The organism is Nocardia higoensis, assembly GCF_015477835.1.
Classification (GTDB): Bacteria; Actinomycetota; Actinomycetes; order Mycobacteriales; family Mycobacteriaceae; genus Nocardia; species Nocardia higoensis_A.
Genome location: NZ_JADLQN010000003.1, coordinates 96,976 through 112,964, shown reverse-complemented (window position 1 = coordinate 112,964; position 15,989 = coordinate 96,976). Strand labels below are relative to the sequence as shown.

The window sequence follows — 15,989 nt, the reverse complement described above, 5'->3', positions numbered from 1 at the left end:
CTGGCGCCGGAATTCATCGGTTCGAACAGGCGTCGTTGGCGTTTCGAGGCCGGTCGGCATCCGGTCGGCAACAATCCCTCTTCCGCGATTGTGCGGTTCGCCTACCTCTGCTCTAATCGTGTTCGCGGTTACCGTCAACAGTGACGGTAACTAGGAAAGCGGAGGAAGCATGCTGCCAGCCGGAATGGACCCACGCACGCCCGTGCTCGTCGGCGTCGGTCAGTCGGTGCACCGTAGTGGTGAACCGGGGCTGCCCGGACCGGTCGAACTCGCCGCCGAAGCGCTGCGCCGCGCGGGTGCCGACAGCGGCACCGGGGACAAGCTGCTGCGCGCCGCGGACGCGGTCGCCGCGGTCGCCCCCGTCAGCAAGCCGTACAACGATCTCGGCGCCGCGGTCGCCACCGCGCTCGGCGCCTCGCCCAAACACACCGTGCAGTCCGCCCGCTTCGGCGGCGACGGCCCTCAGCGCCTGGTCAACTGGGCCGCGCAGGCCATCGCCGACGGTCGCGCCGAGGTCGTTCTCGTCACCGGCGCGGAGGCGGTCGCCTCGGGCAATGCCGCCAAGCGCGCGGGCCGCACGCCGGACTGGGCCGAGGAGGCCGCCGACGCCGCGCCGAACGAACTGCTCGGCTCCGACAAGGGCCCGAACTCCGATATGGAGACCGCCGCCGGGCTGTGGGGCCCGATCCACTTCTACGCGCTGATGGAGAACGCCCTGCGCGGTCGACTCGGCCTGAGCGAGGCCGAACACCTCCAGCGCATCGGCGGGCTGTGGTCGCGGTTCTCCGAGATCGCCGCCGCCAACCCCTACGCCTGGCAGCCGCAGGCCCACACGGTCGAGCAGATCATCACGGCCACCCGCGACAACCGCATGGTCACCAGCCCCTACCGCAAGCTGATGGTCGCCAATCTCTCCGTCGACCAGGGCGCGGGCCTGATCCTGTGCAGCGCCGCGGCCGCCGACGCCGCGGGCGTCCCGCGCGACAAGTGGGTCTTCCCGCACGGCGGCGCGACCGCCAACGAGGTCTGGTACGTCACCGAGCGCGCCGACATGGCGGCCTCACCCGCCATCGCCGCGGCGGGCCGGGAAGCGCTGGCGGGTGCGGGCGTCGGCATCGACGACGTCGCGCACATCGACCTGTACTCGTGCTTCCCGATCGCCGTCGAGGTGGGCGCGGAGGCCCTCGGCCTGCCGATCGACGACCCGAGCCGCCCGCTGTCGCTGACCGGCGGCCTGACCTTCGGCGGCGGCCCCGGCAACAACTACGGCACGCACGGCATCGCCGCCGTCGCCGAGAAGTTGCGCTCCGATCCGGGCTCCTACGGCCTGTCCACCTCGCTGGGCTGGTACATCACCAAGCACGGCGTCGGCGTGTACTCCACGCGCCCGCCCGCCCAGCTGTTCCGCGCCGTCGAGGTGCCCACCCCGGCCGCCACCCGCGCCACCGCCCCCGGCTACACCGGGCCCGCGCGGATCGAATCCTTCACCATCCCTTACAACAAGGGACACGGCCCCGATCCGGTCGACGAGCCGGACGCGGTCATCGTCAGCGCCCTGACCCCCGAGGGCGCCCGTACCCTGGTGCGCGTCGCCGATTCCGAAACCGTGGCGGCCTTCATCGAATCGGACCCGATCGGCGCCGCCGTCGATATCGCCGACGGCCGGATCACCCTGAACACCGAGAGGACTGCCGAATGAGCCAGAGCGTGCTGGTCGAATGTCGTGACGCGATCACCGTTCTCACCATCGACCGCCCCGAAGCCCGCAATGCCGTCGACCTGGCGACAGCGCAGGCGATCGAAGCCGCCGTCGACGCCTTCGAGGAGGACGCCGACGCGCGCGTACTGGTGCTGACCGGCGCGGGCAAGAGCTTCTGCGCGGGCATGGACCTGGTCGCCGCGTCCAAGGGCGAGATGCCGATGACGCAGAAGCGCGGCCCCCTGGGCATCACAGCCAAGCCGCCGGTCAAGCCCATGATCTCGGCCGTCGAGGGTTTCGCGCTGGCCGGTGGTTTCGAACTCGCGCTCGCCGGTGATCTCATCGTCGCCGCGAACGACGCGCAGTTCGGCATTCCCGAGGTCAAGCGCGGTCTGGTGGCCGCGGGCGGCGGCGTGCTGCGACTGACCCAGCGGCTGCCGCGCCCGATCGCCGCCGAACTGGCGCTGACGGGTGGCCGGATCTCCGCCGAGCGGCTGTACCAGCTCGGTTTGATCAACCGGGTCACCGAGCCCGGTGGCGCGCTGGACGTGGCACTGGAGCTGGCCGCCGAGATCGTCGCGGCCGCACCGCTGTCGGTCGCGGCGAGCAAGCGCATCATCGACGAGTCGCCGGACTGGACGCAGGCCGAGGGCTTCGCCAAGCAGGGCGAGATCGCGCTGCCCGCGCTGTTCTCCAAGGACGCCGCCGAGGGCGCGCTCGCGTTCGCCGAGAAGCGCGAGCCGAAGTGGCAGGGTCGCTGAGTGATCGGCACACTGATCCGATGACCGAACGCGTCCGGGAGACGCAGGCGCAGCGCCGCGCGCGCACTCGCACGCGGCTCCTTGACGCGGCCGTCGAGAGCCTGGTGGAGGTCGGCTACGCCGGCACCACCACTCTGGAGGTGCAGAACCGCGCGGGCGTGCCGCGCGGCACTCTGCAGCACTATTTCCCGACCAAGCCGGACCTGTTGGCCGGTGCGGTCGAGCATCTCGCTCAGCGTCGATTCGACCAACTGGCAACGGAATTCGCCGCCATTCCGCCCGGCGCCGACCGGCTGTCGGCGGCGGTCGAGCTGACCATGGACATGTTCTCCGGGCCGTCGTTCCTCGCGGCGCTGGAGATCTGGGTGGGCGCGCGCACCGATCCCGAACTGCGCGCGGCCTTCCTGCCCTACGAGCACCGGCTGCTGGAGCAGATGCACATCGCCGTGCGCGATCTGTTCCGCGCCGAATTCCCCGACGATCCCCGGGTTCCGACGATCACCGAGTTCACCATCGAGATCGTCACCGGACTGGCGATGCGGGCCTTGCTCACCGGTTACGCCGAGGCCAACCGCCTGTCGCGAGAGCGATGGGTGAACGCGGTGCGCGTGTTGCTCGGCGGGGCGCCCGCGAACACCTTGCTCAATTCGCGCCAGGTGGGTAAGTCCGACGCCCGATCGGTGGTCGTAGGCGATTGATGACCGACCGTGCGTCGGACTTACTCGGCTAGTCGGTCACCGCGTCGAACTGCTCGAGCAGGACCCGCACGCACGCCTCCGGATCGTCGTAGAACGGGGTGTGCCCGCTGCCGAACAGGGTGCGATGCCGTGCGGTCGGCAGTGCCAGCCGGGCGCGCTTGCTCTGCGTGGCGTAGGTGAGCAGGATGTCGCGATTGCCCCAGGCGACGGTGACCGGGATGTCGGCCAGCGCGCCGATGGCGTCGAACCGCACGTCGGCGAACGAGGCCAGCGCCTCCCGGAATCCCGGAGCTCCCGCGGCGCCCTGCGCGGTCTCCAGCGCGGTCTGCCCGTCGAGCGCCCACGGCCTGCCGAAGACCAGGTAGAGGAAGGCGGTGCGGCCCGCCGCGGTGTCGAGCAGGCGCGGGATCACCGGCCGCAGCACCGACATCAGCACCAGCGACTTGCCCAGCGTCTGCTGGCACCAGATCCGGCCGGGCGTGTCCCAGAAGCCGATCGGGGAGTAGGCCGTCACCGATCGGGCCAGGCCGCGCGCACCCAGTTGCAGCGTGATGTAGCCGCCCATGGAATTGCCCGCCAGATGCGGCTTGTCGATGCCCTCCTCGGCGAGGAAGCCCGCGAGCGCGTCGGTGAGGGTGGCGACCGTGGTGTGCGGCAGGGGAGCCGATCCGCCGAAGCCGGGCAGGTCGACCGCGATCACGTCGAACCGCTCGGCGAGCGCGGGAATGACCGGCTCCCAGACCTGCCAGCGGCTGCCGATGCCGTGGACCAGGACCAGAGGTTCCCCCGACCCGACGCGATGATGGTTCAACCTGGTCATGTCTGTCCCCGTACTCCGTTGTTGGCGCTGCGCCAAACGCTAGCAGCCCGAGGTCAGATCGCGATCTCGATCTCCACTTCCGTCCGCGAGCCGTCGACCAGCTGCTCGGCGACCCGCACCGCCTTCTTCACGGGCAGGATGTAGGTGCCGAGATGCTTGCTGGGGAACAGCGAGGTGGACCAGCGGGTGGCACCGATCCGCACCCGCACCTTCACCGCGCCGAACCCGGCGCTGCGGTGACCGTAGCGTTCCTCGATCTCGTCGGCCACCTCCTCCGGCACGCCGAGAAAGTGCCAGGACCCCTCCCCGTCGTGCTCCCACACCGACGCCGTGAACGAATAACGCGACTCAGCCACGCCGCGACACTAGCCGCCGGCGCCGACAACTCCGGACGGACAGGCTCCGCTTCTTTCGCGGGTATCGGCGCCGAATCGTTAGCCGCCCGCGATTGCGTCTATTGCGCTGGCTTCATATGTTGCATTCGGAGGTGGTTGCCATGTCCGCCCATGATCATCGGAGTGCAGCGGAACTGGGCCGAGCCAGGCAGGCGATCGAGGCGCTGCGAGGCATATCCCCGGATGCCGACGCTGTCGAGATCACCGTCGCCGGCACCGCTGAACCCGTCGACCTCCCTCGCGCGGCCCTGGAGCCGCTGCGCGAGATACTGGCGAACCTGGCCGCGGGCCGCGATGTCACAGTGGTCCCCGCGAATGCCGAACTCACCACTCAGAAGGCCGCGGAAATCCTCGGCGTCTCCCGTCTGCACCTCATCAGACTCCTGCACGAGGGACGTATCCGATACCGCTTGGTGGGCAGGCACCGCCGTGTTCTAGCCTCTTCTCTTCTCGAGTACCGGCGCGGTCAGCACGGAGATCGCGGGCAGGCGGACGAAGATTCCGCTGCACTGTCCGAAGGGATCTTCCTGTCCTGACGTGTCGCAGCTGCGTCGATGCCGATACTCGGCCGCATGTGCGGACACGGTGGCGATGGCCCGGTGGGCCGGCGGAGCTGCGACACGGAAACCGGTAGTGCCAGTGGCTCCGTCGCCGCGCTCGGGCGAGTCATCGGGCGGCTGCTGTTCGGCGGGAGCCAGCTTGCCTCGGCTGCAGCGGGATATCCTTCTTGGTTTCACCCGAAGCCCTCCTTGACAAGATGGCGGTGTGCACCCGAGGAGAAGGTCGTGAATCGCCGGACGAGTAACCCCCAGCGGTGCCACGACGCCGTAACTACTTTTGTCGCGACACATGTGGTGCGAGCGAACCGGTCGAGCAATGGCGCGCTGTCGAGCTGGTTCTACACCGGCGCGCCCAGCGAGGAACTGAACGGTGTTCTCCGGCTGGGCGGTGCGGCCCCGCACGAGATCGAACAGTTGCGAAAACTGTTCGACGGCGTGCCCGCATGCTGGCATTTCTGGCCGGACATCGATGCCCCGGAGATACCGGGTCTATTGCGTCGGCGGGGACTGGAGCTGTTCGAAACCGAGCCGCTGATGGTGCTCGCCGATGCGAACCAGGTCGCGTACCGGGAACTCGGACAACCAGAGCGAATCGAGTATGTGACCGGTGCGGCCGGCCTCACCGAGTGGGCGGGCCTCTGGTCGGGTGCCACCGATACCAACGGTCTTGTGACCGGCCTGCGCCAGGGCATGGACCGGGCATCCACCCGCTACCTGCTCTGGCGTGAACACGACGAGGTGCTCGGCTGTGCCGCGGTCGTCAGCAGTGGCGTCGGCGCGTCGCTCGAGCACATCGTGACCCGAGCCGATCATCGCGGACGGGGCATCGGGACCGCGCTGACGCGGCGCGCGCTGGCACTGGCGCTGGAAGCCGGTGCGCGGCGGGTCGTCCTCACTGCGTCCCCGGACGGCGAAGGGATCTATCGACGCCTCGGCTTCGTCACCGTCGGACATGTCGAGCGTTATGCGTGATCAGCATTCGAATCGGCCGGTATAGGCGGTGCGCCATGGACTCCCACTTCCTTCGGCCCCCACCTTCGCAGCGCTCGGTGCGCGGCGTTCACTCCGCACATGCCGTGCGCGCCGGGGCCGGGGGGTGTGGCGGCCGAGCAGAGGTAGTGCCCGGGCAGCCCGATGTCGTAGGGCTGCAGAGTCGTTCGCGGGCCGAACACGAGCTGGGGGATGTCTTTCGCGCCCGTCATGATGTTGCCGCCGACGTAGTTCGGGTTGTAGCGAGCGAATTCCGTGGTGCTGCGCACCGCGGTGCCGACGATCCGATCGCGGAAGCCGGGTGCGAAGCGCTCCATCTGGTCGATGATGGCCGCTGTCGCGTCGCCGGTGTAGCCGTGCGGGACGTGGGCGTAGGTCCACACCGGGTGGATATCGCCCGCCGAGCGCTGCGGATCGGCCAGATACTGCTGTCCGACCAGCACGAAGGGACGTTCGGGCATGCGCCCGCGATGGATGTCTCGTTCGGTCGCCGCGATCTCGGCGAACCCACCACCGAGGTGGACCGTGCCCGCCCGACGCGCGGCTTCTGCACTCCACGGCACGCCGCCCTCGACCGCGAAGTCGACCTTGAAGGCGCCCGGCCCGTAGCGGAATCTGTGATACGCCTTGTTGATTCGGGGCGAGAGCCGGTGGCCGAGGATGTCGGCGACCGCGGTCGGCGACACATCCCACATGGTCATATCCGCAGGGGGGAGGTCCGACACCGACCGGACGGGGACGCCGGTTTCGATCTTCCCGCCCAGGTCGCCGAGCGCGGCCGCCATCGCGTCGGCGATCCGCTGCGATCCGCCGCGGGCGACGGCCCAACCGTAGGTGTGGCCGGCGGTGAGGATGCCGAGCCCGATGCTCGCGCTGAGCGGCCGGTGCAGCGGGTGGAAGGCGTGCGCCGCCACGCCGCCGAACAATGCCTTGGCCTGCTCGGTCCGGAACACCCTGGCCAGCATCGTGGCCGGAGCCAGCGCGGGAAGGCCGAAGCGGGCCAACGCGATCGGGTGGCGAGGGATACGGAGCAGGGGGCGCATGATGTCGGCGCTCATCCGGTCGTAGTCGGCGGCTGTGCGTTCGAACAGCAGGCGCCAGGCGCGGGCGTCGCGGCCCAGGCCGGCCGCGGTCTCGCCGACGGAGCGGACCAGCACGCCCGCGCTGTGATCGTCGAGCGGGTGGGCGCAGTCGATGTCCGGCCAGGCCCAGGACAATCCGTAGCGCTCGAGGTCCAGGCCGCGCAGGAAGGGAGAACCCACCGCCATCGGGTGGATGGCCGAGCAATGATCGTGCAGCAGGCCCGGCACGATGGCCTCACTACTGCGCGTGCCGCCGCCGATCTCGTCGGCGCCCTCCAGCACGGTGACCTCCACCCCGGCCCGGGCCAGGACGACTGCCGCGGCCAAGCCGTTGGGACCGCTGCCGACCACGATGGCGGTGCTCATGGGTTCTCCCTTCCTGCGACGAGTGGTGTCAGCTGACGGTCTGCGGCGCCATCTCCGGAGCCGGAGCCGGAGCCGGTCCGCTGTAGTTCGGCGACCGCCAGGTCACCTGCAACGGGATGGGGCCGTCGGGCAGCCACGGCTGCGCGTCGACCGCGTCGCCGACCTGCCAGGTGCCGCGTTCCACCACGCCGAGCGCCGCGTCGATGACCTGGTAGCGCTGGATGCCCTCGTGGATGGCCTGCGATTCCACCCAGACGATGATCCACTCACCCGGCGCGAAGCCGACCCGCCGCTGTACCGCTTCGATCAGATCGATGTTGTGCAGATGGCCGTCACCGAAGTTGAAGCCGATGAGCGAGTTGCAGGCGAACTCCGCTTCCCGCACCGTCCAGCGGTCGATGTCGGGAATGTGGGTGTACAGCGCGGAGAACAGTCCGCGGCCCTGGCTGTGCATCGACCGCCACGCGATGGTCTGCTGCATCGTCAGCTCGGCCACCTCGCGCGGATAGCCCATGGCCAGCAGCTGATCGATCTGGTTCTGCGTCGGACGGTGCTCCAGAGTGTTCAGCTTCTCCTCGGCGCCGGGTGCGAAGGCCCACAGGGCCGAGGCCCAGTTGCCCGCGTACTGCCGCATGGACGGCAGGAACGACACCAGGTCGGGGCGCAGATTGCCGAGCACGGGGAAGAAGACCAGCGCGGCGGCGATCAGTGCGAGCAGCCACGGCGTCGAGAAGTCGGCCAGACCGTAGCCGTTCTCGTTCGGGAAGCCCAGGAACAGGAACACCGAGAGGTAGGCGAACAGCACGTTCCATTCCAGCGGCACCGCCAGCGGGAAGGTGGAGGTGATGAAGGCGTGGAAGATCACCATCATGATCACCCCGGCCACGCTCAGCGCGTGGTTGGTGGAGAACAGCAGCACCAGCGGGGTGATGATCTCGACGGTGGTGCCGCCGACGTGGGCCAGGAACGAGGCCGTCTTCGACGGGCGCAGGTCGCGCGGGACGTCGCGGTAGTTCAGCCGCTTGAGCCACTTGCCCGGCACGACCGGGCCGTTGGAGACCATCGGCGGGACCACATTGCTGAAGTGCTTGCCGAACTTGGACACGCCCGCGCCGATCCACACTACGCAGATGAGCAGCTTCGCGGCGATGATCATGTCCACGAACGGCAGCGTCGCGAAGAAGACGAGTGCGGGCAGGTACTGTTCGCCGCGCGCGGTGAGGAAAATCGTCTTGTCACGCAGGCCCAACAGCACGTAGAGCGCGATCGGCGCGATCAGCAAGGCCGGGTTCACCAGGCCGGAGGTGTTGTCCGGCAGCGCCTCCGACAGCGACGCGCTGCTCACGCCCGGCGCCACGATGGCCGCCACCAGCGTCGCCAGGAACGCCACGTACATCGCCACGTCGAACACGGTGCGGGTGTCACCTTTGGTGAACGGCATCCACCGCCACGGCCGCAGCCGGATCGTGCCCGGCCGGGCGAAGAACAGCACGCCGCCGGTCATCGGCTTGAACTTGCCCGCGAGCGGTCCCCACGAACCGGCTACGCCGAGTCCTTCCAGCAGCACCGTCCACAGCACCAGCTTCTGGTAGACCACCGGCTGGTTCCACCAGGCCGAGACGTCCCAGAACGGGCCGACCCCGGAGGTCCAGGTCGCCAGGGCGACGCCGGTGAGCACCGAGATCAGGGCGACCTTGAGCACGTAGATCAGCTGGATCATCCTGGCCGAGCCGAACCCGTAGTCCACCCAGTGCAACGCGAGTATCCGCATGCGCTCGGTGAGCGGTTTCTTCAGGAATTCCCCCGGATCGACGGGAGGAAGTTCTGCTGTTGTGAACCCCATTGTCCGGCCCTTTCTGTCGGATGAAATAGAGCTGTGGAACGAATTGCGCCGACGGGCGAATCGGGCGCAGCACTCACCTGCCCGAGAATTCGTTTCGGGTGGGATGCGGTCGGGTATCGCGGTTTTCTATGCTCCGGCGACGGCGATTGCCGTATCCGCCGTAGCGGCTGTGGAGTCTGCCGCGGCAGCGAGAACTCTCAGCTTCTTCTTGTCGATCTTGCCCACCGCGTTGCGCGGCAGGGCCTCGGTGATGTCGAGTGACACCGGCACCTTCGTGCGGGTCAGCGAAGCCCGGCAGTGCGCGAGGAGTTCTTCGGCGTCGACCGTCGCCTCGGGCATCGTCACCACATACGCCACCGGCACCTCGCCGAGCACCGGGTCGGGCGCGCCGACCACCGCGGACTCGAGCACCGCGGGATGGCTGTGCAGGACGTTCTCGATCTCCTTGGGGTAGATGTTCTCCCCGCCGCGGATGATCATGTCCTTGATCCGGTCGACCAGCACGAGGTAGCCGTCCTCGTCGAGGTAGCCGACGTCGCCGGTGTGCAGCCAGCCGTCGATGATCGTCTGCGCGGTGGCCTCGGGCCTGCCGAGGTAGCCGCGCATCACATTGGCGCCGCGGATCACCACCTCGCCGCGTTCACCGTCGGCCACCAGGCGGCCCTCGGGGTCCATGATCGCCACGGTCTGGCCGGGCAGCGCGACGCCGACCGTGCCCGGTTTGCGCGGTCCGGCGGGCGGGTTGAGCGTGGAGGCGCAGGTGCCCTCGGACAATCCGTAGCCCTCGACGATCGGGACGCCGAACCGGGATTCGAAGCGGCCGATCAGCTCGGCGGGCATCGGGGCGGCGCCGCAGACCACCCGCCGCAGCGAGGACATGTCGGGCACGGTGCTCGCCGGCTGGGCGACCAGCATGGCGTAGATCGAGGGCACCGCCGAGAAGTAGGTCGGCCGGACCCGTTCGACCACGTCGAAGAAGGCCGAGGCCGAGAACCGCCCGGCGATCGTGACGCGGCCGCCCGCCAGCAGCGGCGACAGGATGCTCACGACGATGCCGTTGACGTGGAACAGCGGCAGGATCAGCAGACTGTGGTCGGTGTCGTCCAGGCCGAACGCCTTCACCACCATGTCGCACATGGCCGCGACGTTGCCGTGCTCGAGCACCACGCCCTTCGGCTGCCCGGTGGTGCCGCTGGTGTAGATGATCAGCGCGGGCTCGTCCGACTCCGGCGTGACGGCCTCGTGCGCGCCCTCCTCGACGCCGGTGCCCGCCACCTCGGCCATGGCCAGCGTCCCTGGCTCCTCGCCGGTCACGGTGACCACCACCGAGGCAGCACTGTCGCGCACCTGGTAGCCGATCTCCTCGGCGGTGGAGTCCGGCCGCACCGGCGTGACCGCCGCGCCCAGCCGCCACGCGGCGAACATGATCACGGCGAATTCGAGACGATTCGGAAGAACCACCGCGACGACATCGCCCTGTCGAATCCCGTGGGCGTGAAGAATGGTCGCCGCCGCCCGCACCCGGCGGGCGAAGGATTGGTTGTCCAATTGTTCGCGATCGTCTGCGATGCACGCGCCGCTGGGATGCCACGTGGCGCGGAACTCCGGCAAACCGACAATATGTTGCACGATTCCCTCACCGGGTCGATGTGATGCGGATTACATCTCGAAGGTAAGCCTGACGGTGGGGCAGGGCTACGGGCCCGCGCCCCAGAGTCTTCGCCTGGCTTTGTGCCAGCAGCACAACAAGCCGGGGAAAGCGTCCGAACCACAGCAAACCCTCCGGTACGGTCCGGGCATGAGTACGGACGTCGACGAGGCCACCCGCGCGGTCGCCGCACGTCTCAGGGAGGATTTCGATCCGCTCCTCGACGAGATCACCACGATGTTCGTCGACCGGATCCCGGAGTTCCACCACGACGACGAAGTACGGCGGCTGATGATCGCCAGCACCGGGTCCAACCTCGCCGCCATCATCGACATGCTCGCCCTCAGCGCCTCCCGTGACGACATCACCGTGCCGCTGGCCGCCGCCGAATACGCCCGCCGCGTCGCCCAGCAGGGCATGGCGCCAGAAGCGTTGCTGCGCGCCTACCGGCTCGGCGAGCACTGGCTCACCCAGCGGATCATCGGCGAACTCCGCGCGTCCGAGCTGCCCGCCGACATCGCGCTGGAGACCGCGGGCCGCGGCGCGACGGTGGTCAACACCTACATCGACCGCGTCATCGAAGGCATCGTCGACATCTACGAAAGCGAGCGCAGGCGCTGGGACATGCGCTCGGACACCATGCGCGCCGCGCAGATTCGCGCGGTGCTCGACACCGAGAACCTGGACCTCGCCTCCGCCGAACACATGCTGGCCACCTCCCTGCGCGGCTGGCACCTGGCGGCCATCGTCTCGGTCCGCCAAGCCGCCGTCCCCGCGAGCGAGCTGCTGCGCGCGGGCGTCGCGATGCTCACCGCCGCCACCGGCAAAGAACCGCTCACCGCGCTGATCGACGAACAGAACTGCTGGGTGTGGATCTCCTCGGCGGGCAAACCCTCCCTCGACGTCCCACGGCTCGAACGAGACCTCGCCCGCCGCAAAGGCATTCACGTCGCGGTCGGCGACCTGGGTGCCGGCCTCGACGGCTTCCGCCAGACCTTCCGCGACGCCCAGCGCGCCCGCAACCTCGCCCTGCTCGCCGACACCGGCTCACCCCTGACCCTGCATGCGCGAGTGGCCTTGACCGGTCTGCTGATGGACCACCTGCCCGACACCCGCGCCTGGGTGCACCGTGTGCTCGGCGAACTCATGCGCGAGGACGAGACCACCGCCCGCCTGCGCGAAACCGTGCGCACCTACCTGGACTGTCGCGGCAGCCTCACCGACGCCGCTGCGCGCATGCACATCCACAAGAACACCGTGCATTACCGCATCCGTCGAGCGGAGGAAGTGCTCGGCCATCCGCTGACGGTGGACCGGCTCGATATCGAAGTCGCACTACGGGTTTCCGAGCAACTGGGTATGGCCCGCCCGAGCTGACCCCGCGCCTACCGCCGCAGCACGCCCGCTGCCCTGGCGGCCCGCAACCAGTCCGGGAACTCGCCGAGCAGCCGCCGATACAGGTCCTCGTCGGCGATCCGGTCGATGTCGTCGACGTCGAAGAACCCCGCGTTGTCGACCACCCGGCCGTCCATCGTGTCCAGTGCGCGCAGCAGGCCGTAGTTCGCCGCGCCCAGCCCGATGAACTGCCAGAAGATCGGCAGGCAGGAGGCTTCCCGCAGCAGAGCGGCGATCTTGCTCTTCTGGTTGAACCCGCCGTCGGTGAAGAACAGCACCAGGGTGGGATCGATCGTCGGATCGAGGGTGTCGATGATCTCTCGCATGATCGGGATCTCGTTGTTGACCCCGCCGATGCGGGCGTAATCGATCCCGCCGTGCCTGCCTGCCATGTGCAGGTAGGTGTCGCACCACTGCTCCGCGCCCTCGATCGTCACCGGCGGCAACGAGGCGAAATCCTTGGCGTAGAGATACGGTTCGAGCTTGCCGTCGTCGTCGAGCTGGATCGCCACCGGAACCATCCGTTGCACCACGCGATGGATCACCCCCATCCGGTACAGCGCCCCCATGCTGCCCGTCTTGTCGATGACCAGCACGATCCGTGCCCGTTCGTCCTGTGCGCCCTTGGTGGTGAGAACGTCGAGAACGGCCTCTTTCCGGAGATTCAGCTGCCGACGTTTCTCCAACGACAGCAGATTCTCGCCGGGGACGAAGCGGACCAGCGGCCGCGCCGCGGTAGGCAAGGGCGAGATCGTCGGCGGCTCGTCCACCACGATGCCGTGCGCGGTCACCAACTCGGCGAACCCACCCGCATAACCCTGGCCGATCGCGCGTACCTTCCACGTCCCGTCGCGCCGATACAACTCGAACGCGATCAGCACCGACTCCTCGGTGAGCTGCTCGACGCGGAAGTGGAACAACGGATTCCCGAACTTGTCCGCGACGATCGCGAGCGGTGCGGGCAGGTGCCGGAAGGTGGCGCTCTGGTCGTCCAGCGTGATCACGGCCCGGACTTCGGCGATCTCGGCCGGGATCGCGGAAGTCGAGATCGACAGCGAGGCGGCCGATCCCGCTGCTCCGGGAGTCAATCGCACACCGGGACCGGTGGGATTGTTGTAGAACACGAAGTCGTTGTCGGACCGAACTTTTCCGCTCGCCGTCACCAGCAGCGCCGACACGTCGACCGGCGCCGCCACCTGCACCGAGATCGTGATCTCGCTCGCGGGCAGGGCGCTGTTCTGGCCTTTCACCAAGCAGATCGCGGTCACTGGCCTTCTTTCTCGCCGCAGGGATTCGCGCGTCCGATCGTGCTGCTCAGCCTCTCTTTCGGCCCAGCGCCGACAGAGAGACCGGCATCATCCGTCGAGTATCACCGGGTCGCGGCATCGGCGCGTCGGTCGATCGCACGATTGCGCGAGGAGCGAGAAAGTGCCGGCAGGGCGTCAGCGAGATCGGACGCCGTATCTTCACATTGTGCACCAACCGGATCCTGCAACCGTCTATCCCGCATCCGTCCGATTGATCGCAGTGGTCGCCTCGACCCTGGGAATCCTTCTGCTGGTCTTCAGCGGACTGACGTTCTTTCTGGATGCCGACACCGCTCGCGTCATTCCGATAATCGAGCTGTTCTTCGGTATTTCTCTACTGAGCTACGGCCTGACTCACATACGAAATACCACACCCGAACTGATCATCGACCCTCTCGGGATACTGCTTCCAGGAATAGGAAGAATAGCCTGGCAGGAAATAGAATCGGTACAGATCGAAAAGGTGAGGGGGCAGAAGTGGATTCGTATCAACCTCGTCGATCTGCGCAGTGTGGGCGCGAGAGCCGGTGGCGTGTTTCGCGCCACCTCACTCCTGGCCACTGCGTTGGGAGTTGCGCCGCTCGCCATAACGGCGATCAAGGTTTTGCCGGATACCGTCGAAGATGTCGTGGCGGTGATGCAGAGCTATTGCCCAACGCTCCGGTGGTTGCGAATGTAGCGCTGCCCGCGGTAGAGCACGCCTTCGGCGAGACCGGAGTCGTCTCGGCATCGCATATTTGCGCCGCACCGCGCTGTCGACGGTGGCTTCTGCCGGCCACCGTCCACGGCGGGTGCAGGCAGACGGCATCAGCGCATATGCCAGGACAGAGCGCTGACATTTATGGTGGCGCCGATGACGGACCGGATCCGGTCGTGTCAGGTGCGGGCGCCTCTTTTGCGCGACAGCGCGAATGCGCATCTCCGCATTGCCTGCCCTTCCGGTTCTGTCGTTCGAACGATTACCTCGGCCTCGGGAGTTCCCCTCCTGGTATGCAGCGGACTCGACCCTGCTCAACCCGCACCGGGCAACTCGCCACCCCGACCAATTACCGCATCGACCTTCCTGGACACGGCATCAGCCGGGGTACGCCTGTCGATCGGCTACCGCGTCGCGGGCGGCACAGTACGTCCCTGGACCTACTGTGCCGCCCCGGCGCCGGTTGGGCTGGTGTGCGTAGCCCGGCATCCGCATCATCTCCGGGCGTCGAAGTGGAAGTCCTCGTCGGCGATCCGGTCGATGTGGTCACCTCGCATGATTGCGGGAGGTCGCGGAAAGTGCCCGCAGAGAGGTCAGCGGGATCACTCCGCGAATTGCGCGAGTACCGCCAAGTTGGCTGCCATACCGTCCCGCCAGACCGCCAGCCGGTGAGCGAGAATCCTGCCCTCTTTCTCCGGATGCTGGTCGATGAACGCCGAAAGCGGTGACCGCCCCGTACCGACCTTCGCCCACTGTCGAACGACAGCGCCGCCGTCACTCGCGGACTCGACCTCGAAGCCCCAGAAGGCGATCGGTGCCTCCGCCGGTCCCACCCGCCACACCCAGCGGCGACCCTCTTCGACCTCGATGATCTCCGGCTCGGTGTGCCACTCGCCCATCTGGTCGCTGGCGTTGTAGCCACGGAATCGGGCACCGACGGCGACCCCGGTCGCGCCGTCCAACCACTCCACCTTCTTCAACTCGCCATCGGCTCGCGTCGGCAACTCGATGTCGGTGACCAGCGCCCACGCGCGCTCGGGACTACAGGCCAGACGCTCGGTGACCTCGACGGTGGGGGTATCGCGCAGACGCATAAAAGGGTTCCTTCGGATCTCGGTCGGTGTTCGACGCGGTGCGACACCGATACCGGCATCTCCGCCATTCCAGTTTCCCTCGCGGACAGGAGAAGCGGAAGGCTGGGCCGCTGTCGCCGGCAACAGCGGCGATATCATCACCGCCTATCCCGGAGGAGGCTGCCGTGGCTGAGCCAACCACCACCGAACTCATCGAGTCGGTCGTCCAGGCCGGACGGGATTGGACGCTGGGGATAAGCCGGGCCGATAAAGGGCGCCTGAGAGTCGACTCACGTGGTGACCGCAGACTGGACAGCCCGATCGAGATTGTCTTCACCGCACCGGAACTCCATTCCTATTACCGCAGGATCGCCGAAGAAGCGGAACGCGGAGTGGCCCCGGAGCCACCGTGGGAGTGGTGGATGACACTGATGTCGACCCACTTGATGGAGGCCGTGCACGAAACGGACCGTCGTGCTGAGCCATGCGTCATCACGGTCACTTCAACCGGTTTCGCGGCCACTCCGGCGTCCTGACGCAGCTCAGCCCCGAAGTGGGGCTACGGCTCGCGGAGTTGCCGTGCGAGCTGGTCTGGGCCACGACCGGAGAAGACGAGGCGTGCCGGGCGACGTTCTCGTAGGTGTGGCCGACGTTG

Annotated in this window: 15 protein-coding genes; 8 read left to right on the top strand and 7 right to left on the bottom strand. The window is 68.0% G+C overall.

The window, feature by feature from the left end; genetic code table 11:
* The first annotated feature begins 169 nt into the window (after positions 1-169).
* The 3 genes from IU449_RS18415 to IU449_RS18405 are packed head-to-tail and all read left to right on the top strand — an operon-like array spanning position 170 to position 3,158.
* The gene (locus IU449_RS18415) at positions 170-1,699 is read left to right on the top strand and encodes a thiolase C-terminal domain-containing protein (protein WP_195003361.1); all 1,530 of its coding nucleotides are present in this window, start codon (positions 170-172) and stop codon (positions 1,697-1,699) included.
* Positions 1,696-2,460, top strand: a complete 765-nt coding sequence (locus IU449_RS18410) for a crotonase/enoyl-CoA hydratase family protein (RefSeq protein WP_195003360.1) — start codon at positions 1,696-1,698, stop codon at positions 2,458-2,460. The genes IU449_RS18415 and IU449_RS18410 overlap by 4 nt, the downstream gene beginning before the upstream one ends.
* 20 nt (positions 2,461-2,480) lie before the next feature.
* Positions 2,481-3,158, top strand: coding sequence for a TetR/AcrR family transcriptional regulator (locus IU449_RS18405; RefSeq protein ID WP_195003359.1), 678 nt, complete (start codon positions 2,481-2,483; stop codon positions 3,156-3,158).
* A 28-nt stretch (positions 3,159-3,186) separates the two neighbouring features.
* Here IU449_RS18405 and IU449_RS18400 read toward each other — a convergent pair whose 3' ends face one another.
* Both IU449_RS18400 and IU449_RS18395 read right to left on the bottom strand, forming a co-directional pair.
* Complete coding sequence (locus IU449_RS18400; protein ID WP_195003358.1) at positions 3,187-3,978, bottom strand: alpha/beta fold hydrolase; 792 nt, start codon at positions 3,976-3,978, stop codon at positions 3,187-3,189.
* A 53-nt stretch (positions 3,979-4,031) separates the two neighbouring features.
* The gene (locus IU449_RS18395; protein WP_195003357.1) at positions 4,032-4,334 is read right to left on the bottom strand and encodes a DUF1905 domain-containing protein; all 303 of its coding nucleotides are present in this window, start codon (positions 4,332-4,334) and stop codon (positions 4,032-4,034) included.
* 140 nt (positions 4,335-4,474) lie between these two features.
* Between IU449_RS18395 and IU449_RS18390 the strand changes: the two genes are divergently transcribed.
* Both IU449_RS18390 and IU449_RS18385 read left to right on the top strand, forming a co-directional pair.
* A complete protein-coding gene (locus IU449_RS18390) occupies positions 4,475-4,909 on the top strand; it encodes a helix-turn-helix domain-containing protein (RefSeq protein ID WP_195003356.1) in 435 nt (144 codons plus the stop codon).
* A gap of 18 nt (positions 4,910-4,927) precedes the next feature.
* A complete protein-coding gene (locus IU449_RS18385) occupies positions 4,928-5,905 on the top strand; it encodes a GNAT family N-acetyltransferase (RefSeq protein ID WP_195003355.1) in 978 nt (325 codons plus the stop codon).
* On the opposite strand, the gene IU449_RS18380 is transcribed toward IU449_RS18385, so the two are convergent.
* The 3 genes from IU449_RS18380 to IU449_RS18370 form a co-directional block, all read right to left on the bottom strand.
* Positions 5,896-7,371 (bottom strand): phytoene desaturase family protein, encoded by a 1,476-nt coding sequence (locus IU449_RS18380; RefSeq protein WP_195003354.1) that lies wholly within the window; start codon positions 7,369-7,371, stop codon positions 5,896-5,898. The genes IU449_RS18385 and IU449_RS18380 overlap by 10 nt on opposite strands.
* A gap of 28 nt (positions 7,372-7,399) precedes the next feature.
* Complete coding sequence (locus tag IU449_RS18375; protein WP_195003353.1) at positions 7,400-9,214, bottom strand: DUF3556 domain-containing protein; 1,815 nt, start codon at positions 9,212-9,214, stop codon at positions 7,400-7,402.
* Positions 9,215-9,340: 126 nt separating this feature from the next.
* Positions 9,341-10,843, bottom strand: coding sequence for a class I adenylate-forming enzyme family protein (locus IU449_RS18370; RefSeq protein ID WP_195003352.1), 1,503 nt, complete (start codon positions 10,841-10,843; stop codon positions 9,341-9,343).
* Between the two features lie 169 nt (positions 10,844-11,012).
* On the opposite strand from IU449_RS18370, the gene IU449_RS18365 reads away from it, so the two are divergent.
* The gene (locus tag IU449_RS18365; RefSeq protein ID WP_195003351.1) at positions 11,013-12,239 is read left to right on the top strand and encodes a PucR family transcriptional regulator; all 1,227 of its coding nucleotides are present in this window, start codon (positions 11,013-11,015) and stop codon (positions 12,237-12,239) included.
* An 8-nt stretch (positions 12,240-12,247) separates the two neighbouring features.
* Here the strand turns inward: IU449_RS18365 and IU449_RS18360 are convergent, their stop codons facing one another.
* Entirely contained in the window at positions 12,248-13,525 is a 1,278-nt protein-coding gene (locus IU449_RS18360; RefSeq protein ID WP_324188313.1) for a vWA domain-containing protein, read from the bottom strand.
* 205 nt (positions 13,526-13,730) lie between these two features.
* Here IU449_RS18360 and IU449_RS18355 point away from each other — a divergent pair, with 205 nt between their 5' ends.
* A complete protein-coding gene (locus tag IU449_RS18355; RefSeq protein WP_195003350.1) occupies positions 13,731-14,243 on the top strand; it encodes a hypothetical protein in 513 nt (170 codons plus the stop codon).
* 620 nt (positions 14,244-14,863) lie between these two features.
* Here IU449_RS18355 and IU449_RS18350 read toward each other — a convergent pair.
* Positions 14,864-15,355 (bottom strand): SRPBCC family protein, encoded by a 492-nt coding sequence (locus IU449_RS18350; RefSeq protein WP_195003349.1) that lies wholly within the window; start codon positions 15,353-15,355, stop codon positions 14,864-14,866.
* 164 nt (positions 15,356-15,519) lie between these two features.
* Between IU449_RS18350 and IU449_RS18345 the strand changes: the two genes are divergently transcribed.
* Positions 15,520-15,870 carry a hypothetical protein gene (locus tag IU449_RS18345; RefSeq protein WP_195003348.1) on the top strand — a complete coding sequence of 117 codons (351 nt, stop codon included), beginning with the start codon at positions 15,520-15,522 and terminating at the stop codon, positions 15,868-15,870.
* The last annotated feature ends 119 nt before the right edge of the window (positions 15,871-15,989 follow it).

Coding starts and splice junctions, on each gene's coding strand:
- IU449_RS18415 (WP_195003361.1), top strand. CDS start 170: ATGCTGCCAGCCGGAATGGACCCACGCACGCCCGTGCTCGTCGGCGTC.
- IU449_RS18410 (WP_195003360.1), top strand. CDS start 1,696: ATGAGCCAGAGCGTGCTGGTCGAATGTCGTGACGCGATCACCGTTCTC.
- IU449_RS18405 (WP_195003359.1), top strand. CDS start 2,481: ATGACCGAACGCGTCCGGGAGACGCAGGCGCAGCGCCGCGCGCGCACT.
- IU449_RS18400 (WP_195003358.1), bottom strand. CDS start 3,978: ATGACCAGGTTGAACCATCATCGCGTCGGGTCGGGGGAACCTCTGGTC.
- IU449_RS18390 (WP_195003356.1), top strand. CDS start 4,475: ATGTCCGCCCATGATCATCGGAGTGCAGCGGAACTGGGCCGAGCCAGG.
- IU449_RS18385 (WP_195003355.1), top strand. CDS start 4,928: ATGCCGATACTCGGCCGCATGTGCGGACACGGTGGCGATGGCCCGGTG.
- IU449_RS18380 (WP_195003354.1), bottom strand. CDS start 7,371: ATGAGCACCGCCATCGTGGTCGGCAGCGGTCCCAACGGCTTGGCCGCG.
- IU449_RS18375 (WP_195003353.1), bottom strand. CDS start 9,214: ATGGGGTTCACAACAGCAGAACTTCCTCCCGTCGATCCGGGGGAATTC.
- IU449_RS18365 (WP_195003351.1), top strand. CDS start 11,013: ATGAGTACGGACGTCGACGAGGCCACCCGCGCGGTCGCCGCACGTCTC.
- IU449_RS18350 (WP_195003349.1), bottom strand. CDS start 15,355: ATGCGTCTGCGCGATACCCCCACCGTCGAGGTCACCGAGCGTCTGGCC.